Source organism: Citrobacter sp. Cpa228 (assembly GCF_030333085.1).
Taxonomy (GTDB): domain Bacteria; phylum Pseudomonadota; class Gammaproteobacteria; order Enterobacterales; family Enterobacteriaceae; genus Citrobacter; species Citrobacter pasteurii.
Window position 1 is genome coordinate 48,657 of record NZ_JAOWGQ010000057.1, and the last position, 22,112, is coordinate 70,768.

At 50.9% G+C, this 22,112-nt stretch carries 27 protein-coding genes; 21 read left to right on the forward strand and 6 right to left on the reverse strand.

Annotated features, from left to right (window positions below):
• Positions 1-58: 58 nt before the first annotated feature.
• The 9 genes from rnr to OGX91_RS23820 all read left to right on the forward strand — a co-directional run bounded on the left by rnr (position 59) and on the right by OGX91_RS23820 (position 9,219).
• A complete protein-coding gene (gene rnr / locus OGX91_RS23780; protein WP_040232960.1) occupies positions 59-2,521 on the forward strand; it encodes a ribonuclease R in 2,463 nt (820 codons plus the stop codon).
• A 70-nt stretch (positions 2,522-2,591) separates the two neighbouring features.
• Positions 2,592-3,323 carry a 23S rRNA (guanosine(2251)-2'-O)-methyltransferase RlmB gene (gene rlmB, locus OGX91_RS23785; protein ID WP_003025615.1) on the forward strand — a complete coding sequence of 244 codons (732 nt, stop codon included), beginning with the start codon at positions 2,592-2,594 and terminating at the stop codon, positions 3,321-3,323.
• Between the two features lie 115 nt (positions 3,324-3,438).
• Positions 3,439-3,843, forward strand: coding sequence for a YjfI family protein (locus OGX91_RS23790; RefSeq protein WP_199947772.1), 405 nt, complete (start codon positions 3,439-3,441; stop codon positions 3,841-3,843).
• A 15-nt stretch (positions 3,844-3,858) separates the two neighbouring features.
• On the forward strand, positions 3,859-4,557 hold the full coding sequence (locus OGX91_RS23795; RefSeq protein ID WP_061548957.1) for a PspA/IM30 family protein: 699 nt from the start codon (positions 3,859-3,861) through the stop codon (positions 4,555-4,557).
• 57 nt (positions 4,558-4,614) lie between these two features.
• A complete protein-coding gene (locus OGX91_RS23800; protein WP_048212887.1) occupies positions 4,615-5,274 on the forward strand; it encodes a YjfK family protein in 660 nt (219 codons plus the stop codon).
• 19 nt (positions 5,275-5,293) lie between these two features.
• Positions 5,294-5,692 carry a DUF350 domain-containing protein gene (locus OGX91_RS23805; protein ID WP_199947774.1) on the forward strand — a complete coding sequence of 133 codons (399 nt, stop codon included), beginning with the start codon at positions 5,294-5,296 and terminating at the stop codon, positions 5,690-5,692.
• A gap of 9 nt (positions 5,693-5,701) precedes the next feature.
• Entirely contained in the window at positions 5,702-6,343 is a 642-nt protein-coding gene (locus OGX91_RS23810; RefSeq protein ID WP_048212885.1) for a DUF1190 domain-containing protein, read from the forward strand.
• Positions 6,344-6,345: 2 nt separating this feature from the next.
• Positions 6,346-7,512 (forward strand): glutathionylspermidine synthase family protein, encoded by a 1,167-nt coding sequence (locus OGX91_RS23815; RefSeq protein WP_286627451.1) that lies wholly within the window; start codon positions 6,346-6,348, stop codon positions 7,510-7,512.
• A gap of 84 nt (positions 7,513-7,596) precedes the next feature.
• Entirely contained in the window at positions 7,597-9,219 is a 1,623-nt protein-coding gene (locus OGX91_RS23820) for an isovaleryl-CoA dehydrogenase (RefSeq protein ID WP_149691082.1), read from the forward strand.
• Between the two features lie 85 nt (positions 9,220-9,304).
• On the opposite strand, the gene yjfN is transcribed toward OGX91_RS23820, so the two are convergent.
• Both yjfN and bsmA read right to left on the reverse strand, forming a co-directional pair.
• Positions 9,305-9,580, reverse strand: a complete 276-nt coding sequence (yjfN, locus tag OGX91_RS23825) for a DUF1471 family protease activator YjfN (protein WP_182291323.1) — start codon at positions 9,578-9,580, stop codon at positions 9,305-9,307.
• 147 nt (positions 9,581-9,727) lie between these two features.
• Positions 9,728-10,057: a biofilm peroxide resistance protein BsmA gene (gene bsmA / locus OGX91_RS23830; protein WP_040232967.1), complete on the reverse strand. Its 330-nt coding sequence runs from the start codon at positions 10,055-10,057 to the stop codon at positions 9,728-9,730.
• A 181-nt stretch (positions 10,058-10,238) separates the two neighbouring features.
• On the opposite strand from bsmA, the gene yjfP reads away from it, so the two are divergent.
• Positions 10,239-10,988 carry an esterase gene (yjfP, locus tag OGX91_RS23835; RefSeq protein ID WP_005134430.1) on the forward strand — a complete coding sequence of 250 codons (750 nt, stop codon included), beginning with the start codon at positions 10,239-10,241 and terminating at the stop codon, positions 10,986-10,988.
• Here yjfP and ulaR read toward each other — a convergent pair.
• The 3 genes from ulaR to ulaG form a co-directional block, all read right to left on the reverse strand.
• The gene (ulaR, locus tag OGX91_RS23840; RefSeq protein ID WP_005134431.1) at positions 10,985-11,740 is read right to left on the reverse strand and encodes an HTH-type transcriptional regulator UlaR; all 756 of its coding nucleotides are present in this window, start codon (positions 11,738-11,740) and stop codon (positions 10,985-10,987) included. The two genes, yjfP and ulaR, sit on opposite strands and share 4 nt — an antisense overlap.
• A gap of 289 nt (positions 11,741-12,029) precedes the next feature.
• Positions 12,030-13,007 (reverse strand): hypothetical protein, encoded by a 978-nt coding sequence (locus OGX91_RS23845; RefSeq protein WP_286627453.1) that lies wholly within the window; start codon positions 13,005-13,007, stop codon positions 12,030-12,032.
• A 199-nt stretch (positions 13,008-13,206) separates the two neighbouring features.
• The gene (gene ulaG, locus OGX91_RS23850) at positions 13,207-14,271 is read right to left on the reverse strand and encodes an L-ascorbate 6-phosphate lactonase (RefSeq protein WP_149691083.1); all 1,065 of its coding nucleotides are present in this window, start codon (positions 14,269-14,271) and stop codon (positions 13,207-13,209) included.
• A 363-nt stretch (positions 14,272-14,634) separates the two neighbouring features.
• Here ulaG and ulaA point away from each other — a divergent pair, with 363 nt between their 5' ends.
• Genes ulaA through OGX91_RS23880 form a run of 6 tightly spaced genes read left to right on the forward strand, consistent with a single transcriptional unit; the run spans position 14,635 to position 19,043 of the window.
• On the forward strand, positions 14,635-16,032 hold the full coding sequence (gene ulaA / locus OGX91_RS23855; RefSeq protein WP_040232971.1) for a PTS ascorbate transporter subunit IIC: 1,398 nt from the start codon (positions 14,635-14,637) through the stop codon (positions 16,030-16,032).
• Between the two features lie 15 nt (positions 16,033-16,047).
• Entirely contained in the window at positions 16,048-16,353 is a 306-nt protein-coding gene (gene ulaB / locus OGX91_RS23860) for a PTS ascorbate transporter subunit IIB (RefSeq protein WP_003025655.1), read from the forward strand.
• Between the two features lie 9 nt (positions 16,354-16,362).
• A complete protein-coding gene (ulaC, locus tag OGX91_RS23865) occupies positions 16,363-16,830 on the forward strand; it encodes a PTS ascorbate transporter subunit IIA (protein ID WP_005134435.1) in 468 nt (155 codons plus the stop codon).
• A 12-nt stretch (positions 16,831-16,842) separates the two neighbouring features.
• Positions 16,843-17,493, forward strand: a complete 651-nt coding sequence (gene ulaD, locus OGX91_RS23870; RefSeq protein WP_005134436.1) for a 3-keto-L-gulonate-6-phosphate decarboxylase UlaD — start codon at positions 16,843-16,845, stop codon at positions 17,491-17,493.
• 9 nt (positions 17,494-17,502) lie between these two features.
• Positions 17,503-18,357, forward strand: a complete 855-nt coding sequence (locus OGX91_RS23875) for an L-ribulose-5-phosphate 3-epimerase (RefSeq protein ID WP_005134437.1) — start codon at positions 17,503-17,505, stop codon at positions 18,355-18,357.
• Positions 18,357-19,043: an L-ribulose-5-phosphate 4-epimerase gene (locus OGX91_RS23880; protein ID WP_005134438.1), complete on the forward strand. Its 687-nt coding sequence runs from the start codon at positions 18,357-18,359 to the stop codon at positions 19,041-19,043. The genes OGX91_RS23875 and OGX91_RS23880 overlap by 1 nt, the downstream gene beginning before the upstream one ends.
• 129 nt (positions 19,044-19,172) lie before the next feature.
• On the opposite strand, the gene yjfY is transcribed toward OGX91_RS23880, so the two are convergent.
• Entirely contained in the window at positions 19,173-19,448 is a 276-nt protein-coding gene (gene yjfY / locus OGX91_RS23885) for a DUF1471 family protein YjfY (RefSeq protein ID WP_003025668.1), read from the reverse strand.
• A 298-nt stretch (positions 19,449-19,746) separates the two neighbouring features.
• Between yjfY and OGX91_RS23890 the strand changes: the two genes are divergently transcribed.
• The 5 genes from OGX91_RS23890 to rplI all read left to right on the forward strand — a co-directional run bounded on the left by OGX91_RS23890 (position 19,747) and on the right by rplI (position 22,109).
• On the forward strand, positions 19,747-20,511 hold the full coding sequence (locus tag OGX91_RS23890; protein ID WP_040232973.1) for a TSUP family transporter: 765 nt from the start codon (positions 19,747-19,749) through the stop codon (positions 20,509-20,511).
• 158 nt (positions 20,512-20,669) lie between these two features.
• Entirely contained in the window at positions 20,670-21,065 is a 396-nt protein-coding gene (rpsF, locus tag OGX91_RS23895) for a 30S ribosomal protein S6 (protein WP_003025672.1), read from the forward strand.
• 6 nt (positions 21,066-21,071) lie between these two features.
• The gene (priB, locus tag OGX91_RS23900) at positions 21,072-21,386 is read left to right on the forward strand and encodes a primosomal replication protein N (RefSeq protein WP_003025674.1); all 315 of its coding nucleotides are present in this window, start codon (positions 21,072-21,074) and stop codon (positions 21,384-21,386) included.
• A gap of 4 nt (positions 21,387-21,390) precedes the next feature.
• Positions 21,391-21,618, forward strand: a complete 228-nt coding sequence (gene rpsR, locus OGX91_RS23905; protein ID WP_000135199.1) for a 30S ribosomal protein S18 — start codon at positions 21,391-21,393, stop codon at positions 21,616-21,618.
• A 41-nt stretch (positions 21,619-21,659) separates the two neighbouring features.
• Positions 21,660-22,109 carry a 50S ribosomal protein L9 gene (rplI, locus tag OGX91_RS23910; protein WP_005134442.1) on the forward strand — a complete coding sequence of 150 codons (450 nt, stop codon included), beginning with the start codon at positions 21,660-21,662 and terminating at the stop codon, positions 22,107-22,109.
• Positions 22,110-22,112: the final 3 nt, after the last annotated feature.

Below are 22,112 nucleotides of genomic sequence, written 5' to 3' on the forward strand. Positions count from 1 at the left end.
AAAGAGGCGTCGTGAAAGACGAAGGAATTCCATCAGAGCTGACAATGGAGGAACCTCGATGTCACAAGATCCTTTCCAGGAACGCGAAGCAGAAAAATACGCGAATCCTATCCCGAGCCGGGAATTTATCCTCGAACATTTAACTAAACGTGAAAAACCGGCCAACCGCGATGAGCTGGCCGCTGAACTCAACATTGAAGGTGAAGAGCAGCAAGAAGCGCTGCGTCGCCGCCTGCGCGCCATGGAGCGTGACGGACAACTGGTCTTCACCCGCCGTCAGTGCTATGCGCTGCCGGAACGTCTTGACCTGCTGAAAGGTACCGTTATTGGCCACCGTGATGGCTACGGCTTTCTGCGCGTTGAAGGTCGCAAAGATGACCTGTATCTGTCCAGCGAGCAAATGAAAACCTGCATTCATGGCGATCAGGTGCTGGCACAACCGCTGGGCGCGGACCGTAAAGGTCGTCGCGAGGCGCGTATTGTACGCGTACTGGTGCCAAAAACCAGCCAGATTGTCGGTCGCTACTTCACCGACGCTGGCGTTGGGTTTGTTGTCCCTGACGATAGCCGTCTGAGCTTCGATATCCTGATCCCGCCGGAAGAGGTGATGGGGGCTCGTATGGGCTTTGTGGTGGTGGTTGAACTGACCCAGCGCCCGACCCGCCGTACCAAAGCTGTGGGTAAAATTGTTGAAGTGTTGGGCGATAATATGGGTACCAGCATGGCCGTTGATATGGCTCTGCGTACTCATGAAATTCCCTATATCTGGCCGCAGGCAGTAGAGAAACAGGTCGCCGGCCTGAAAGAAGAAGTACCGGAAGAAGCGAAAGTCGGGCGTGTTGATTTGCGCGATTTGCCGCTGGTTACTATCGATGGTGAAGATGCGCGTGATTTCGATGATGCCGTCTATTGCGAGAAGAAACGTGGCGGCGGCTGGCGTTTATGGGTGGCGATTGCTGACGTAAGCTATTACGTTCGCCCACCGACCCCGCTGGACCAGGAAGCCCGCAGCCGTGGCACATCCGTCTACTTCCCGTCGCAGGTTGTTCCGATGCTGCCGGAAGTGCTGTCTAACGGATTGTGTTCGCTCAACCCGCAGGTGGACAGGTTGTGTATGGTCTGCGAAATGACCATTTCGTCGAAAGGCCGTTTAACCGGCTTTAAATTCTACGAAGCGGTCATGAGTTCCCATGCTCGTCTGACTTACACCAAGGTCTGGCACATGCTGCAGGGCGACCAGGAACTGCGTGAGCAGTACGCGCCGTTGGTGAAACATATTGAAGAGCTGCATAACCTCTACAAAGTGCTGGATAAAGCGCGTGAAGAGCGTGGCGGTATCTCGTTTGAAAGTGAAGAGGCGAAGTTTATCTTCAATGCTGAACGCCGTATTGAGCGTATTGAGCAGACGCAGCGTAACGACGCGCACAAACTGATTGAAGAATGCATGATCATGGCGAACATCTCAGCGGCGCGATTCGTTGAGAAAGCCAAGGAACCTGCGCTGTTCCGTATTCACGATAAGCCAACGACCGAAGCGATTAACTCTTTCCGCTCGGTACTGGCTGAGCTGGGGCTGGAGCTGCCGGGTGGCAACAAACCGGAGCCACGTGATTACGCGGAACTGCTGGAGTCGATTGCTGACCGACCTGACGCAGAAATGCTGCAAACCATGCTGCTGCGTTCGATGAAGCAGGCGATTTACGATCCGGAAAACCGTGGTCACTTTGGTCTGGCGCTGCAATCTTATGCGCACTTTACCTCGCCGATTCGTCGTTACCCGGACCTCTCGTTGCACCGTGCAATCAAATATCTGCTGGCGCAGGAGCAGGGTCATAAAGGTAACACCACGGAAACGGGTGGCTACCATTATTCGATGGAAGAGATGCTGCAACTGGGCCAGCACTGTTCAATGGCCGAGCGCCGTGCAGACGAAGCCACGCGCGATGTTTCTGACTGGCTGAAGTGTGACTTTATGCTGGATCAGGTCGGTAATGTCTTTAAGGGCGTGATTGCCAGCGTGACGGGTTTTGGCTTCTTTGTTCGTCTTGATGAGCTGTTTATCGACGGTCTGGTGCATGTCTCCTCGCTGGATAACGACTACTATCGTTTTGACCAGGTAGGTCAGCGCCTGACGGGTGAATCCAGCGGTCAAATGTATCGCTTGGGCGATCGGGTGGAAGTTCGCGTGGAAGCGGTCAATATGGACGAGCGCAAAATCGACTTTAGTCTGATTTCCAGCGAACGTGCGCCGCGCAATGAAGGTAAAACCGCGCGCGAAAAAGCGAAAAAGGGCGATGCGGGTAAAAACACCGGTAAACGCCGTCAGATGGGCAAAAAGGTGAATTTCGAGCCGGACAGCGCTTTCCGCGGCGAGAAGAAAGGCAGAGCCAAACCTCAGACAGATAAGAAAGCGGCTGAGAAGAAAGGCGATAAAAAAGCGAAAAAGCCATCGGCAAAAACGCTTAAAATCGCTGCCGCCACCAAAGCTAAACGCGCGGCGAAAAAGAAAGTCACGGAATAAGCCATAAACCGTAAGCCGGGTGGTCAGCGTGCCGCCCGGCGTTACACCTAAACTATTAACGAGTACATTCATGAGTGAAATGATTTACGGCATCCATGCGGTGCAGGCTCTGTTGGAGCGTGCGCCTGAGCGCTTTCAGGACGTCTTTATTCTCAAAGGTCGTGAAGATAAACGTCTGCTGCCGCTGATCCATGCACTGGAAGCACAGGGTGTTGTCATCCAGTTAGCTAACCGCCAGTTCTTGGATGAGAAAAGTGAGGGTGCGGTTCATCAGGGGATTATTGCGCGAGTGAAGCCGGGTCGTCAGTATCAGGAAAACGATCTTCCGGATCTGATTGCTACGCTCGATCAGCCGTTCTTTTTGATCCTCGATGGCGTTACCGATCCGCATAACCTGGGCGCATGCCTGCGTAGTGCAGACGCTGCCGGTGTGCATGCGGTTATCGTGCCGAAAGATCGTTCTGCACAATTGAATGCGACGGCGAAAAAAGTCGCCTGTGGCGCGGCAGAAAGCGTACCGCTGATCCGCGTGACCAACCTGGCGCGCACCATGCGTATGTTGCAGGAAGAGAACATCTGGATCGTTGGTACCGCAGGCGAAGCTGACCATACGTTGTATCAGAGCAAAATGACCGGACGTCTGGCGCTGGTAATGGGCGCAGAGGGCGAAGGTATGCGCCGCCTGACCCGTGAACACTGTGATGAACTGATCAGCATCCCAATGGCCGGGAGCGTTTCATCGCTTAACGTCTCTGTCGCGACGGGAATTTGCCTGTTTGAAGCAGTCCGTCAGCGCAGCTAAGCTTAATTTTCGGAAAAAGCCATCCTGATTCGGATGGCTTTTTTTTATCTTAAACAAGTATGATAAAGGCTGAAAAATGATATTTATTTCTAATTGACTAATATATGGGAAATATATGGCATGGAATCCGCAGGTGCTTGCTGAAGCACTACAAACTCTTCATGAATTAAATATAGATATTGAAAATAATGAGCGATCATTAATTATTAAAATGAATGATTATGGCGATTTGCCGCTCAGTGTTTTATTTACATCCCGCCAGATTATTATTGAAACCATTATTTGTCCTGTCAATAGTATTCATCAGCAAGATGAATTTAATGTTTTCTTATTGCGTAATCAGAAACTCCTTCCTCTGTCTTCCGTGGGGATTTCACGCGTTCAGCATGATGAATATTACGTCGCATTTGGGGCGCTTTCCCTGAACTCATCGTTGGATGATGTGGTCCTGGAGATGACGACGCTTGCGGATAACGCGCTGGATTTGGCTGAAATCACTGAAGAATACACTCACGAATAACAAGGAACGCTATTTATGGGAATTTTAAAAAGCCTGTTTACCCTCGGCAAGTCCGTACTTTCTCAGGCGGAAGAGTCAATTGAAGAAGCGCAGGGTGTGCGGATGCTGGAACAACATATTCGTGATGCGAAGGGTGAATTGGATAAAGCCGGAAAATCGCGGGTTGACCTGCTGGCGCGCGTGAAGCTGAGTCATGACAAGTTGAGCGATCTGCAGGCACGCAAAAGTAGTCTGGAAACGCGAGCGCTGGAAGCTCTGAGTAAAAACGCTAACCCGTCTCTGATTAACGAGGTTGCAGAAGAAATTGCCCGTCTGGAGAATGTCATTACCGCTGAAGAGCAAGTGCTTACTAACCTTGAAGCCTCTCGTGATGGCGTTGAAAAAGCGGTTAGTGCTACCGCGCAACGGATTGCACAGTTCGAGCAGCAGCTGGAGGTGGTAAAGGCTACAGAAGCGATGCAGCGCGCCCAGCAGGCCGTGACCACGTCGACCGTGGGCGCGTCTTCCAGCGTGTCTACAGCCGCAGAGTCGCTCAAGCGTTTACAAACGCGCCAGGCAGAGCGTCAGGCCCGTCTGGATGCCGCTGCGCAGCTGGAAAAGGTTGCGGATGGGCGTGACCTGGACGAGAAGCTGGCCGAAGCCGGCATTGGGTCAGCCAATAAAAGTTCGGCTCAGGATGTTTTGGCACGACTGCAGCGCCAGCAAGGCGAGTAAACGTCGGTGAAATGCGCCAGCCTCGAAAGAAGGCTGGCAGGTCATTAAAGGAAAATAATGATGAGTTTTTTCCAGCGCTTATTTGGTAAAGCGGATGTTGCTGCGCCAGTTCGCGGGCCGTTGGGGTTACATCTGAATGCCGGGTTTACGCTCAATACATTGGCGTTTCGCCTGTTAGAAGAGGCTTTATTGATCGAATTGCCCGGCGAAGAGTACACCGTCGCCGCGATTAGCCACATCGATTTAGGCGGCGGAAGCCAGATTTTTCGCTACTACACGTCTGGAGAAGAGTTTCTGCAAATCAATACCACGGGCGGCTCAGACATTGATGATATCGACGATATCAAATTTTTTGTTTATGCAGAAAGCTACGGGATTTCGCAGAAAAAAAACTGGCAGTCTGCCATTAGCCCATCCGCGATAGGTACGCCAACGCTCTCTTGGCAGGAAGAGCGCTGGCTGCGCTTTTTTAACGAGGAAGAGCCGGGGAACATTGAGCCGGTTTATATGCTGGAAAAAGTGGAAAATCATCAACATGCCACATGGGATGTACATAATTTTACCATGGGTTATCAGCGCCAGGTTACAGAGGATACATGGGAATACCTGCTGTTGAACGGTGAAGAGTCGTTTAATGAGCTGGGAGAGCCTGAGTGGGTATTCTCGCGGGCGCTGGGTGTGGATATTCCATTAACATCACTTAATGTAATTGGTTAATTTCAGGGAAGGTTACACAATGCACATACTGGATTCATTACTGGCTTTTTGCGCCTATTTTTTTATTGGCGCAGCCATGGTGATCGTTTTTCTTTTTATCTACTCAAAAATCACGCCGCATAACGAATGGCAACTGATTAACAATAATAATACAGCAGCGTCACTGGCCTTTAGCGGTACGTTGCTTGGCTACGTTATTCCGTTATCCAGCGCGGCAATTAACGCCGTCAGCATTCCGGATTATTTTTCCTGGGGCGGTATCGCGCTGGTGATACAACTTATCGTTTACGGTGGCGTGCGTTTATATATGCCGACACTGAGTGAAAAAATTATTAATCATAATACTGCAGCGGGATTATTTATGGGGACCGCTGCGCTGGCGGGTGGCATTTTTAACGCCGCCTGCATGACATGGTAATGGACGATCATGGCAAGAAAACGTAAATCAGGAAACAAAAACAGGGCGCCAGGGCATTCTGCCATCACGCGAATCGGGCGCCCGATAGATCCTTTTGCCAAAAAACGCAGTCGTTACAGCGGAAAGTACCTGACGTTGGCCATTATGGGCGGAGCGGCATTTTTTGTTCTTAAAGGATGTGCAGACGACGGCAATACCGATAACGATGGCGACGGTACCTTTTACTCCGCGGTGAGTGAATGTATTGATGATGGCAATAGCGCCACCGTTTGTGCTGATGGCTGGAACAATGCGAAAACAGAGTTCTACTCCAACCTGCCAAAGCAGATGAGTAAGCAAAGCTGTCAGACCCAGTTTGGCGACTGCTATCTCGACAGCACCGATCAAAGCTGGGTGCCGGTATTCACCGGTTTTTTACTCAGTCGCGTCATTCGTAAAAATCGCGACGAACAGTATGTCTACAGCAGCGGCGGTTCTTCTTATGCTTCGCGCCCGGTCTGGCGCACGACTTCTGGGGATTACAGCTGGCGTTCCGGTAGTGGAAAAAATGATACCGCGACCAGCCATAGCTATACGACAAAGAAAGTTTCGACGGTTTCACGCGGTGGCTACGGACGTTCGTCCAGCGCGCGTGGGCACTGGGGAGGTTAACGATGCTGCAACATGATGTTCCTGTTCGGCAAGATTTGGACAGGATCGCTTACGATCACGGTTTCGATTTTCATATTATCGATAACGAAATCTACTGGGATGAGAGTCGGGCTTACCGCTTTACGCTCAGACAAGTGGAAGAGCAGATCGAAAAACCTACTGCGGAACTGCACCAGATGTGTCTGGATGTCGTCGAACGAGCAGTTAACGACGAACAGATTATGCAGCAACTGGCGATCCCGCCGCTGTACTGGGACGTTATTGCCGAAAGCTGGCGCAATCGCGATCCCTCTCTGTACGGCCGTATGGATTTTGTCTGGTGCGGAAATAACTCGCCGGTCAAGCTGCTGGAGTACAACGCGGATACGCCAACGTCGCTCTATGAGTCAGCGTATTTCCAGTGGTTATGGCTGGAAGATGCGCGTCGCAACGGGGTGATTCCACGCGATGCCGATCAGTACAACGCTATTCAGGAGCGGTTGATCTCCCGTTTTGCTGAGCTTTATAGCCCGGATCCCTTCTATTTCTGCTGCTGTGAAGATACCGATGAAGACCGTACCACAGTGCTGTATTTACAGGATTGCGCACAGCAGGCCGGGCAAGAATCGCGATTTATTTACGTTGAGGATCTGGGGCTTGGTGTTGGCGGCGTTCTCACTGACCTTGACGATAACGTCATTCGTCGCGCCTTTAAGCTCTATCCCCTGGAGTGGATGATGCGAGATGAGAATGGCCCCTTGCTGCGCCATCGCCGCGAACAGTGGGTTGAGCCGTTGTGGAAGAGTGTGCTCAGCAATAAAGGGCTAATGCCTTTGCTGTGGCGTTTATTTCCCAACCATCCCAACCTGCTGCCTGCCTGGTTTGACGGTGAAATGCCACAAATTGCGGTTGGTGAAAGCTATGTACGCAAACCGATATTTTCTCGAGAGGGGGGTAACGTCACTATTTTTGATGGTCAGCAGCAGATAGTGGAACATGCTGAGGGTGATTACGCGGAAGAACCGATGATCTATCAGGCATTTCAGCCATTACCACGCTTTGGCGACAGCTACACGTTGATTGGCAGTTGGATCGTGGATGATGAAGCCTGTGGTATGGGGATCCGCGAGGATAATACTTTGATCACTAAAGATACTTCTCGTTTTATTCCTCATTATATTGCGGGCTAACCGTGCTTTTGTGATCTCCTTCCGTCGCGAATTCTGGGGTTCTGACCATACTTAAAGCGACGGCCATTGACGGAGGGAGACACAATGCACTGGCAAACGCATACCGTTTTTAACCAACCTGTACCGCTCAATAACAGCAACTTATACCTGTCCGATGGCGCACTGTGTGAAGCCGTTACTCGCGAAGGCGCGGGCTGGGACAGCGATCTTCTCGCCAGTATTGGCCAGCAATTAGGGGCCGCGGAATCGCTTGAGCTGGGTCGCCTGGCTAATGCCTTTCCCCCCGAATTATTGCGTTACGATCCGCAGGGGCAGCGACTGGATGATGTGCGGTTTCATCCCGCCTGGCATTTGCTGATGCAGGGATTGTGCGCCAACCGCGTGCATAACCTGGCCTGGGAAGAAGAGGCCAGGCAGGGCACGTTTGTTGCCCGGGCGGCACGTTTTATGCTGCATGCGCAGGTGGAGGCGGGCACGTTGTGCCCGATAACCATGACCTTTGCCGCCACGCCGCTGTTACTGCAGATGCTACCTTCACAATTTCATGACTGGTTTACCCCTCTGCGCAGCGATCGCTATGACTCACATTTACTGCCTGGTGGACAAAAGCGTGGTGTGCTGATTGGTATGGGGATGACGGAGAAGCAAGGTGGCTCAGATGTGTTGAGCAATACCACTCAGGCTGAGCGTCTTGCAGATGGCTCATATCGCCTGGTGGGACATAAATGGTTTTTCTCCGTGCCGCAAAGCGATGCCCATTTGGTGCTGGCGCAGACAAAGGGGGGATTATCCTGCTTTTTTGTACCGCGATTTTTACCTGATGGTCGGCGCAACGCCATCCGCCTTGAACGTCTGAAAGATAAGCTCGGTAATCGTTCTAATGCCAGTTGTGAGGTCGAGTTTCAGGATGCCATTGGCTGGTTGCTGGGCGAGGAAGGGGAAGGTATTCGCCACATCCTGAAAATGGGGGGTATGACGCGTTTCGACTGTGCAATTGGTAGCCACAGCATGATGCGACGTGCCTTTTCCGTGGCGATTTACCATGCGCACCAGCGACAGGTTTTTGGCAAGGCATTGATTGAACAGCCGATGATGCGTCAGGTATTAAGTCGAATGGCGCTCCAGCTGGAAGGTCAGACGGCGTTATTGTTCCGACTGGCGCGGGCCTGGGACCGTCGTGCTGATGCCAAAGAAGCGCTGTGGGCCAGGTTGTTCACGCCAGCAGCGAAATTCTCCGTTTGTAAGGCCGGTATGCCGTTTGTTGCAGAGGCGATGGAAGTGCTGGGTGGGGTGGGATATTGCGAAGAAAGTGAGTTGCCTCGTTTGTACCGTGAAATGCCGGTGAACAGTATCTGGGAGGGTTCCGGTAACATTATGTGCCTTGATGTATTGCGGGTACTGACAAAACAACCCGGCATCTACGATATGCTCAGCGAAGCCTTTGCGGAGGTAAAGGGGCAAGATCGGCATTACGATCGGATGGTACGTCAGCTACAGCAGCGTTTACGTAAACCCAGCGAGGAGTTGGGGCGGGAGATTACGCAGCAACTGTTCCTGCTCGGCTGCGGGGCGCAGATGTTACGCTATGCCTCTCCGCCAGTGGCGCAGGCCTGGTGTCAAATGATGCTCGATACGCGGGGTGGACTACGATTGTCTGAACCGGTGCAGAGTGATTTGTTGCTGCGGGCGACGGGAGGAATACGGTAATACCATGCCAGATGGCGTTGCCGTCGCGTCGTATCCTGCCTACGTTCAATACAGGCAGGATACGTTTACGCCATCCGGCAATCTGTTATGCATAAAGTATGGCCTGTACGCGCCAGTTATCGGGCTGCTGTTCTTCATACATCTGAATAATCCGGTACCATGAGGCACCTTGTTCATCCGCTTTTAACGCCACAACGCGTTCTACGTCCTGCGGGTTTCCTGTAATGTTACTGACCGATATCAGGCCAATTTCGTTCAGGCCTGTTACGCAGTCAGCACTGGCGAACTCGGCAGACTGCGCCGTTGTACCTACCAGTCCGGCAGAAAGCAGCAGTGAGGATAAGGCAAGTGATTGTTTCATCGTCAGCTCCATTATTCGTACCCCTACACATGGCAGGGCATTCCATCGCGATAATAAACCTCAAGCTCCCTGCTGTTGGTTTATTGTGCACAGGTAAACGCATAGGGGCGCAAAGCAATGTAAAGCTGACTAAATTTCAAGCCAATGTTATTTACGATACAAAATAGCTTGTGAATACCATTGGCCTGTCACGATGGTCTCATCAACTAATAAGACAACGTAATAATCAGCTTTAGCCGCGACGGCTTTGGCACGGATCTCTGCCAGCGCATCATCTGGAGAGCCTCTTACCAGCGCATTGACTGTCCCTATTCGCTGCAACCCGTTGCTCTGGTCACGGCGGATCTCTTGCGGGTGGTCGGCTACGGGCGGTGCAGGTTGTGGTGTACCCTGTAGCACGCTACAGGCGCTTAAAAACGTCACCAGCAACAAAGAGGCAAACCGACGCATAACTCTATCTCGTTTCCTGATAGCCATAGTGTAGTGCCTTATTAAATTCCCTTTAGGGGAATGTTCCCGAATTGTTATCTCTCACGCGATTTTCGAATGAAAATGTTGCGAAAGCGTAACCCAGTTCTCAACATTATGAATCATTGCCGAACACATTCGCTTGCGTTAAGTATTGCGGGATGGCATACCAGAAAGAAAGAGGCGACAAATGATCGAAATTGAAACACGACAGTTGGCGGGTATCCCTGTCCTGCACGCCGTTCCGGCTGGCAAACGCGAATGTTCACTCCCTTGTATTATCTTCTATCACGGGTTTACTTCTTCAAGCGTGGTCTACAGCTATTTTGCCGTTGCTCTGGCTCAGGCCGGATTTCGCGTCGTCATGCCAGATGCGCCCGACCATGGTGCCCGCTTTGACGGTAATGCTCAGGAGCGAATGTTCCGCTTCTGGCAGATTTTGCAGCAAAACATGCAGGAGTTTACGACGTTACGTGCGGCGCTGGTGGCAGAAAATTGGCTATCAGATGAACGTCTTGCCGTCGGCGGTGCCTCAATGGGGGCAATGACGACTCTGGGCATTATGGCACGCCATCCTGACGTAAAATGTGCAGCGAGCCTGATGGGGTCGGGTTATTTTACCCGGCTGGCGCAGACGCTTTTTCCCCCTGTAGTGGTTCATACGCCAGAACAGCAGGCGGAGTTCGATGCCGTTATTGCACCACTCGCCGAATGGGACGTGACGCATCAACTGCAATGCCTGGCCGACAGGCCGTTGCTGCTGTGGCATGGTCAGGATGACGATGTGGTTCCGGCTGTGGAAACTTTTCGTTTGCAGCAGGCATTAATTCAGGCAGGTCTGGATAACCATCTGACCTGCCTGTGGGAAGCGGGCGTACGCCATCGCATCACGCCAGAAGCGCTGGCTGCGACGGTAACGTTTTTCCGCCAGCACCTTTAAACGCGCATAATGCTAACGCCCTGAGCCTCAAGCTGTTGCAGAATCTCAGGGTTCGCGTTTTTACCGGTAATCAGCATATCGATTTGATCGGCGCGGCTGAACAGCATCCCCGCGCGTTCACCGACTTTACTGCTATCGACCAGCACCACCAGTTTACCCACCACGTTAAGCATCTTCTGCTCGGCCATCGCGGTCAGCATATCGGTTTTATACAGCCCGTCCGCAGTCAATCCTTTACCGCTGGTAAACATCCAGTGTCCGGCATACAGGCTATTTTCACTGCCTTGCGGGCTAAGCGTGATGGATTGGCTTTTGTTGTATTGCCCACCCATGATGATCACGCTGTCATGCTCCTGGTCGATCAGAAAATTCGCCAGCGGCAGGTAGTTGGTGATGATCTGCACCGGCTTGCCGCACATTTCTCGACCCAGCAGGAACGCTGTTGATCCGCAGTTGATCACCACGCTTTCACCTGCATTCACTAACTGGGATGCCGCTTTGGCAATACGGACTTTTTCATCGTGGTTCTGCGCCTGGTGCAGATTCATTGGCGTCCAGCGCGGACGCTGCTGGGTAATGGCTTCTGCGCCGTTGCGGACTTTCTTGAGTTTGCCGCTTTCGTCGAGTTTGTTGATGTCCCTACGTGCCGTTGCGGGTGAAATTCCCAGACGCTCAATCACGTTCTCAACGGTAACAAAGCCCAACTGCGCCAGCATATCCAGCAATATTTGATGTCTTTGTGCTTCAGTCATGAGCTATTCCGATACAAATTGATTTGAAAAGATGATATTTGAAATAGCCTGGAAATACTAAAGTAAATGTAGAAAATGCTGCGTAAGCAGCCTTTAGTTTGTCGCTCATAGTGGTTACCAAAACGAGCGAAATCAACCGGACACATTACCCTTTCGGTTTTACTTACAAACTGGATGGATGTTGGGGCGACAATGCTGCTTTGTGGGGAGGTGGGAATGTGCAAGCAGTGTTGGTAAAGTCGCCACGAGTAACGTCAATGGCGGTTTACCATCATTCATAGAATGAATATCATACAACATTAGTTGTTCGAGGGTCTTTTACTGTTTGTGCATAATCTATGAGTTTTTGACCCAGTGTCTTAATTATTGCTGTTGCCGCATTCAGTTCATGTTCCGTTGCGATACTCGCTGCGTCTGATAAGTGAAAGTTACTACTAATGCTAGTAATATGGTCGCGAACTTTAGAATCAACAGCGTTTTGTCCGAACATTACTGACCTAATATCCCGGATGAAGGCATTACCGTCTTTCGATAATTTTCCTAATTCATGGAAGAGCACTTTTGCTAGCACGCGATCCTCTTCCCGTAGGTTCTCCATCTTGTTATTCATATATTGGCTGAACTCTTCACTGTTCATATTTAAAGCACTAACATCAGTTATGCGAGGTGAACGTTCTGAATGCAAGAAATCATTTATTAATGAGGCTGCAGCCTGACTCTCACTGCCGCTACGGAAGGATTCATAACTTGCGCCTCTAGCTTCAATAAATTTAACACCTTCAGCTGATTTATTGATATTATACTCGCGGGCAGGTTTCCTTTCGGCAGTCCTTCCACCGTCGATACTTCCCTTTGTAGCCAGTGTCACTAGATCGTCCATATGGAAAACAGGTGGATTTCGCATTGGAGACGTGATGATGTCATCATTGTTGATGACATACCCCGCCTTCATCTTATCCAAAAGATTATCGATGTTATTAGTATTTATTTGTTTTGCACCCATCTCCCTTCTGTTTTTAACAGAATTTGTCGCTAATTCATTTCCTGTGTATCTGGCTTGAATCTTTATTATATTTTGGGAGGTGAGTTTTTGTTTGCCTACGAACTCAGACAATTGCTGAACCGTCGTCATGTTATCCAGTTTCATTTGTCGATGGCCATTGTGCACTGAACTTAACATTTTCCCAAAGGTTGTTTTATGTCTTGCTGAATCACCTTCACTTTTTTGTAATTCGTAATTATGTTTTATACCAGAAGTAGTTTTCATTTTCATTCTCCTTAATATCACACATTAATCGGAGGATACTCGACAAAGTATCTTTACGCCCTGAGCCTATATGATTCAGGCAGAGTACGCTTTCAAAAAGTGCTCCAGTTTTGATTGTGGGAGGATTTTATTGAGTATACTTCAATAGAGGTTGCCGTATCGTTTGTGTGAGCAGTGATACGGCAGTTATGGAAAAGGATCACAGAAAGGATTTAAACGGTAAATCCGGTTCAATGGTGAAGCAGTCATCAAAGCCGCGCGGATAGTGATATTCAAAGTTATCTTTGTCCAGCGGCCAGGTGAACTTGCCGCCTACCTGCCAGATGAATGGCTTAAAACCATACTTCAGCCGATCTTTTTTCATCTCCCACAGGACGCGGATCTCCTGAGGGTCGGCCTGAAAATTTGACCAGATATCATGATGGAAAGGGATCACTACTTTTGTATTCAGCGCTTCCGCCATACGCAGCATGTCGGCGCTGGTCATTTTGTCCGTAATCCCACGCGGATTCTCACCGTAGGAGCCGAGCGCGACGTCGATCTGATGCTCGTTGCCATGTTTTGCGTAGTAGTTGGAGTAGTGGGAGTCACCGCTGTGGTACAGCGTGCCGCCCGGAGTCTTGAACAGATAGTTGACTGCGCGTACATCCATGCCATCTGGCAGCACGCCAGCGGCTTTCTGATCGGCGGGCAGGGTGATTAACGCAGTACGATCGAACGCGTCAAGCGCATGAATTTCAATATCTTTTATTTTAACAACATCACCCGGTTTTACCACGATACAGCGTTCTTTTGGCACACCCCAACCGATCCACAGATCCACGCAGGTTTGTGGTCCGATAAACGGCACGTCGTCGGCGCAGTTCTGCATGACGGCTGCCGCAACATTCACATCGATGTGATCGTTATGATCGTGCGTCGCCAGTACCGCATCGATCTGTCGAATGGCAAACGGATCAAGAACAAACGGCGTGGTGCGCAGGTTCGGCTGCAGTTTTTTCACCCCAGCCATACGTTGCATTTGGTGGCCGGTTTTCATCAGCGGGTTACCGTGACTCTGTTTACCCGTGCCGCACCAGAAATCGACGCAGACGTTAGTCCCGCCCTCCGACTTCAGCCAAATTCCGGTACAACCCAGCCACCACATAGCGAAAGTGCCAGGTGCGACCTGTTCCTGTTCGATCTCTTCATTCAGCCAGCTTCCCCACTCCGGGAATGTACTCAGGATCCATGATTCACGCGTGATGCTTTTCACTTTACTCATCGCATTTACCTTCATGTTTGTTCAAATTGAATCAATGTGTGATTTGTTTTGATTGATTCTGACATTATTTTTTCATATTAGCAATGGGGGATTTTTGAGCTTTGTGCGGACGACAGAAAAGGCAATGTAATGATTTTAGGTGGTGTTACGCTATATTTCTTTTTGTAATTTATTGATTTAATTGATATTAAATGTTGTTCATAGCATTGGATAATTACCCACTCTTCAAATGTGGTAATTATTTGCGTACTTCATCACATTTAATCAAATTTAATCTTGTTGTGATTACTTTTGAAAATTACAGTGAGTGCACAACATCCTGGCGTGTGGAAAGCCCGGCAACTTCGTCTACTGGAGATCGTTATGGAGATCCTCTACAACATCTTTACCGTCTTTTTTAATCAGGTTATGACCAACGCCCCGCTGTTGCTGGGTATTGTGACCTGTCTTGGCTATATCCTGTTGCGTAAAAGTGTCAGCGTTATCATTAAAGGCACGATCAAAACGATTATCGGTTTTATGCTGCTGCAGGCGGGGTCTGGCATTCTCACCAGCACGTTCAAACCGGTAGTGGCGAAGATGTCCGAGGTTTACGGTATCAACGGTGCGATTTCCGATACCTATGCCTCCATGATGGCAACCATCGAACGTATGGGGGATGCCTATAGCTGGGTAGGGTACGCGGTACTGTTGGCGCTGGCGCTGAACATTTGCTACGTACTGCTACGGCGGATTACCGGTATTCGCACCATCATGCTGACCGGGCACATCATGTTCCAGCAGGCGGGCCTGATCGCCGTCTCTTTCTACATCTTTGGCTATTCCATGTGGACGACCATCATCTGCACTGCGGTGCTGGTGTCGCTCTACTGGGGCATTACCTCCAACATGATGTACAAGCCGACCCAGGAAGTGACCGACGGCTGTGGTTTTTCCATCGGTCACCAGCAGCAGTTCGCCTCGTGGATTGCCTACAAAGTCGCGCCTTACTTGGGTAAGAAAGAGGAGAGCGTGGAAGATCTCAAGCTGCCAGGCTGGCTGAATATCTTCCATGACAACATCGTTTCAACCGCGATTGTGATGACCATTTTCTTCGGCGCTATTCTGCTCTCTTTTGGTATTGATGTCGTTCAGGCGATGGCAGGTAAAACCCACTGGACGGTCTATATCCTGCAGACTGGTTTTTCGTTCGCCGTCGCTATTTTCATCATCACCCAGGGCGTACGTATGTTCGTTGCTGAACTTTCAGAAGCGTTCAACGGTATCTCTCAACGTTTGATTCCGGGCGCAGTGCTGGCCATCGACTGCGCGGCGATTTATAGCTTTGCTCCTAACGCGGTGGTCTGGGGCTTTATGTGGGGCACTATCGGCCAACTGATTGCGGTGGGCATCCTGGTGGGCTGTGGCTCCTCCATCCTGATTATCCCAGGCTTTATCCCGATGTTCTTCTCGAACGCGACTATCGGCGTATTTGCTAACCACTTTGGCGGCTGGCGCGCGGCGCTCAAGATTTGCCTGGTGATGGGGATGATCGAAATCTTCGGCTGCGTTTGGGCTGTGAAGCTCACCGGTATGAGCGCCTGGATGGGCATGGCGGACTGGTCAATTCTGGCACCGCCAATGATGCAAGGCTTTGCCTCCATCGGCATCGTGTTTATGGCCGTCATTATTCTGATTGCACTGGCTTATATGTTTTTCGCAGGACGCACGTTGCGCGCTGAGGAAGACGCAGAAAAACAACTGGCAGAACACTCTGCTTAATAAGGAGTTCCGATTATGACCGTACGTATTCTGGCTGTATGTGGCAATGGGCAGGGCAGCTCCATGATCATGAAAATGAAGGTGGATCAGTTTTTAACCCAGTCAAATATCGACCATACGGTAAACAGCTGTGCCGTGGGTGAATACAAAAGTGAACTGAGCGGCGCAGATATCATCATCGCCTCTACCCATATTGCCGGCGAGATTACCGTATCTGGCAATAAATATGTTGTCGGCGTGCGCAACATGCTGTCTCCCGCCGATTTTGGACCAAAACTGCTGGAAGTGATCAAAGCGCATTTCCCACAGGACGTGAAGTAAGGACGCGCCATGAAATTACGTGATTCGCTGGCAAACAATAATTCCATCCTTTTACAGGCTGACGCCAGCACCTGGCAGGAAGCGGTAAAGCTTGGCGTGGATCTGCTGGTTAAGGCTGATGTGGTCGAGCCACGCTACTACCAGGCCATCCTCGACGGAGTAGAACAGTTTGGCCCGTACTTTGTGATTGCGCCTGGCCTTGCTATGCCGCATGGACGTCCGGAGGAAGGGGTCAAGAAAACCGGTTTTGCGCTGGTAACGCTGAAAACACCGCTGGTGTTTAACCACGAAGATAACGACCCGGTCGATATCCTGATAACGATGGCGGCAGTTGATGCCAACACGCATCAGGAAGTCGGCATCATGCAGATCGTGAATCTGTTTGACGACGAAGCCAATTTTGACCGTTTACGTGCCTGCCGCACCGCGCAGGAAGTGCTGGATTTAATTGATAACGCCACTGCGGCGGCTGTTTAAAGGAACAATAAAATGTCATTACCTATGTTGCAGGTTGCGCTGGATAACCAATCAATGGCTTCTGCGTATGAAACGACGCGGCTGATTGCCGAAGAGGTGGATATTATTGAGGTCGGCACCATCCTTTGTGTTGCTGAAGGTGTGCGTGCTGTTCGCGATCTGAAGGCGCTCTATCCACATAAAATAGTGCTGGCGGACGCCAAAATTGCCGACGCGGGTAAAATCCTCTCCCGCATGTGTTTCGAAGCTAACGCTGACTGGATTACTGTCATCTGCTGTGCTGATATCAACACCACTAAGGGTGCGCTGGAGGTGGCGAAAGAATTTAACGGTGACGTACAGATTGAACTGACCGGCTACTGGACCTGGGAGCAGGCGCAGGAGTGGCGTGACGCAGGTATTGGGCAAGTTGTCTATCACCGCAGTCGTGATGCGCAGGCGGCAGGCGTGGCGTGGGGAGAGGCAGATATCAGCGCGATCAAGCGTCTGGCTGATATGGGCTTTAAAGTTACCGTTACCGGCGGTCTGGCGCTGGAGGATTTGCCGCTGTTCAAAGGGATCCCGATTCACGTCTTTATCGCTGGTCGCAGCATTCGCGACGCCGCTTCTCCGGTTGAGGCCGCACGTCAGTTCAAACGTTCCATCGCCCAGTTGTGGGGATAAGGAGCGGCTATGCTGTCGAAACAGGTTCCGCTCGGTATTTATGAAAAAGCGCTCCCCGGCGGGGAGTGCTGGCTGGAACGCTTGCAACTGGCGAAGGAACTGGGCTTTGACTTTGTCGAAATGTCGGTTGATGAAACCGACACGCGCTTGTCGCGGCTTGACTGGAGTCGCGAGCAGCGACTGGCACTGGTGGCGGCTATCGCCGAAACCGGTGTGCGTGTCCCCTCTATGTGCCTGAGCGCCCACCGTCGTTTCCCGTTGGGTAGCGAAGATGATGCTGTTCGTGCCCTGGGGCTCGAGATTATGCGTAAAGCCATCCAGTTTGCGCAGGATATCGGTATTCGCGTTATTCAACTGGCGGGTTACGACGTCTATTACCAGCAGGCTAATAACGAAACGCGTCGTCGGTTTCGCGATGGGCTAAAAGAGAGCGTGGAGATGGCGAGCCGTGCGCAGGTGACGCTGGCGATGGAAATCATGGATTATCCGCTGATGAATTCGATCAGCAAGGCGCTGGGTTACGCCCACTATCTCAACAATCCGTGGTTCCAGCTGTATCCCGATATTGGCAATTTGTCGGCATGGGATAACGACGTGCAGATGGAGCTGCAGGCTGGGGTGGGTCATATCGTCGCGGTACACGTGAAGGATACCAAACCTGGCGTATTCAAAAATGTGCCGTTTGGTGAAGGGGTCGTTGATTTCGAACGTTGTTTTGCGACGCTCAAGCAGAGTGGGTATTGCGGACCATATCTGATTGAAATGTGGAGTGAAACGGCGGACGACCCGGCGTGTGAAGTCGCGAAAGCGCGCGATTGGGTGAAAGCGCGTATGGCCAGCGCAGGACTGGTGGAGGCGGTGTAATGCAAAAACTTAAACAGCAGGTTTTTGAGGCCAACATGGATCTGCCGCGCTACGGGCTGGTGACATTTACCTGGGGCAACGTCAGCGCCATCGATCGTGAACGTGCGCTGGTAGTGATCAAGCCCAGTGGTATCGCCTACGAGCACATGACCGTTGATGATATGGTCGTGGTCGATATGTCAGGAAAAGTGATAGAAGGCGGCTTTCGTCCTTCTTCCGATACCGCCACCCACCTGGCGCTCTACCAGCGTTATCCGTCGCTGGGCGGAGTCGTGCATACGCACTCTACTCATGCCACGGCCTGGGCGCAGGCAGGGCTGGCGATCCCAGCGCTCGGCACGACGCATGCGGACTACTTCTTTGGCGATATTCCCTGTACCCGGGCTTTAACTGAAGCTGAAGTTCAGGATGAGTATGAGCTGAATACCGGCAGGGTGATTGTTGAAACGCTGGGGGAGGTCGAACCTTTACATACGCCTGGCGTAGTCGTGTACCAGCATGGCCCCTTTGCCTGGGGTAAAGATGCTCACGATGCGGTACACAACGCGGTGGTGATGGAAGAGGTGGCAAAAATGGCATGGATCGCGCGTGGCATTAATCCGGCTCTCAGCGCTATTGACGGTTATCTGATGAATAAGCACTTCATGCGTAAGCACGGCCCAAATGCCTATTACGGCCAGAAGTAACGGCTAAGCCCTAGAGCCAAATCATTCAGGGGATGTTATCGATCTGGCTTCGGGGCTTTTTTGCAAAAAAAGCCCCCGATAAGGGGGCAAATCAAACTGTGGCAATGTTCTCGTTGGTTGTTTCTGGTGCTAGCGATAAATATCTGCACTGGCGTGCATATTTCCGTTACTACCGGGTTCCCTCGTGAGGATCACGTGATAGTAGGTTGCGCCTTGCGCATCGGTTTCTTCATTCAGAGCCTGAGTGGCTTCACTTTCAGTGGCGAAGTTATGATTTATGTAAATAACGCCTAAGCTCTGCACATCATCCATATTCCTGGCCTGATGATTGTCAATTTTGATGGCTGCCGTTGCATTTGCACTGAGCAAAAGTACAGCCAGAAGGGTCAAAACACGGGCTCGCATAGGTACCTCCTCGACTGCGGTCTCTGGTTAGCTCTCTCCTGTGAGTGATTAGCTTCTGATGTAATTTTAACCGCTCCCGGCGCAGTCGATAGCGACCATTTCTGATGCAGTTGTTCAAAAAATTACCGCAAAGCCATCTTTTCTTTAATTAACAATCAGCTGATACCTTCCGCTGCGGTTAAAAATACCTGCCTTACGCGCATAAGCTCTTACCAAATCGTCAATTTAATCGGGTGAGTACGCCGTTTATAGTGAGCCGAATAGTTAATATAACTTTATGATAATAAGGCAAAAACTTATGGATACTTCATTCATGGATTTCAGCTACTTTGTGATTATGTTTATGGTCGCGCTGGTGGCAGGCTTTATTAATGTGGTGTCGGGCGGCGGTGGTTTTCTCTCTATTGGCGCTCTCTTAATTTCTGGTTTACCCCCTGCCAATGCGCTGGCAACCAATAAAATTCAGGCGTTGGGCAGCTCGCTGACCTCCGGAATTTACTTTTTACGCCGGGGACATATTAATGTGCAGGAACACAAATATGTCTTTTTATCTGCCTTTATCGGTTCTGCGCTGGGCACGACGCTTATCCAGTTTATTGAACCGGACGTGTTGAAGAAACTGCTGCCGATCCTGATAATCGCGGTCGCCATCTACTTTATTTCTGCGCCTAATCTTAGCGAACCGAAAAGAAAGCAGCAGATATCCCTGTTTCTCTTCTCGTTGATCTGCGGGGGAGGTATTGGGTTTTATGATGGTTTTCTCGGTGCCGGGGCCGGCTCCTTTTATACGCTCTGCTACATCCTGCTGTGGGGATACAGCATCGATAAGGCGCAAATTCACTCGAATTTTATCAACCTGGCGTCGAACATTGCCTCGATTCTGTTCTTCATTTTCGGCGGTAAAATGATCTGGTCGCTGGGGCTGGTGATGTTTGCCGGTCAGTCCCTTGGCGCACGTCTTGGCGCGACGGTGGTACTGACGCGCGGCAAGAAAGTTATCCGGCCGATGATTGTCGTTGTCTCCATTTGCATCAGCGTCAAAATGCTGCTGGATATGTATTAATGGCGGCACGATAAATAATCGTACAAGCACCTTGAGTTTAGCGGCTGACCCCAGTATTATGACGCGTCATTTTTCAGCCGACCTTTAACACGTTCCTTGCCTCCATGGGCCTCGGCTGACCCAGACAGGAGGCTGAATAATCCGTAAGGAGCAATTCGATGCGTCATTACGAAATCGTTTTTATGGTCCATCCTGACCAGAGCGAACAGGTTCCGGGTATGATCGAACGCTACACTGCTGCCATCACTGGTGCAGAAGGCACGATCCACCGTCTGGAAGACTGGGGCCGCCGTCAGCTGGCTTACCCGATCAACAAACTGCACAAAGCTCACTACGTTCTGATGAACGTTGAAGCGCCGCAGGAAGTGATCGATGAGCTGGAAACTACCTTCCGCTTCAACGATGCCGTTATCCGCAGCATGGTTATGCGTACTAAACACGCTGTTACCGAAGCATCTCCGATGGTTAAAGCGAAAGACGAGCGTCGTGAACGTCGCGATGATTTCGCTAACGAAACCGCAGATGATGCTGAAGCTGGGGATTCTGAAGAGTAATTTCTGATGACCAACCGTCTGGCGCTGTCCGGCACCGTGTGCAGGGCTCCCCTTCGAAAGGTCAGTCCATCAGGAATTCCTCATTGCCAGTTCGTGCTTGAGCATCGTTCTGTGCAGGAGGAAGCCGGGTTTCACCGGCAGGCATGGTGCCAAATGCCCGTTATTATTAGCGGACACGAAAACCAGGCCATTACTCACAGTATAACGGTCGGTAGCGCAGTGACCGTTCAGGGGTTCATCTCTTGCCACAAGGCAAAGAACGGCCTGAGCAAAATGGTTCTGCATGCCGAGCAGATTGAATTGATAGATTCTGGAGACTAGCCATATGGCACGTTATTTCCGTCGTCGCAAGTTCTGCCGTTTCACCGCGGAAGGCGTTCAAGAGATCGACTATAAAGATATCGCTACGCTGAAAAACTACATCACCGAAAGCGGTAAGATTGTCCCAAGCCGTATCACCGGTACCCGTGCAAAATACCAGCGTCAGCTGGCTCGCGCTATCAAACGCGCTCGCTACCTGTCCCTGCTGCCGTACACTGATCGTCATCAGTAATCGGTCACGGTCCATTAATACGACTTTGAGAGGATAAGGTAATGCAAGTTATTCTGCTTGATAAAGTAGCAAACCTGGGTAGCCTGGGTGATCAGGTTAACGTTAAAGCGGGCTATGCTCGTAACTTCCTGGTACCACAGGGTAAAGCTGTTCCTGCTACCAAGAAAAACGTTGAATTTTTCGAAGCGCGTCGCGCTGAACTGGAAGCCAAACTGGCTGACGTTCTGGCCGCTGCTGAAGCTCGTGCTGAGAAAATCAATGCACTGGAAACCGTTACCATCGCGTCTAAAGCAGGCGACGAAGGTAAACTGTTCGGTTCCATCGGTACTCGCGACATCGCTGACGCTGTAACTGCAGCTGGCGTTGAAGTTGCTAAGAGCGAAGTTCGTCTGCCGAACGGCGTTCTGCGTACCACTGGCGAGCACGAAGTGAGCTTCCAGGTTCACAGCGAAGTGTTTGCTAAGCTGACTGTAAACGTAGTTGCAGAATAAGTT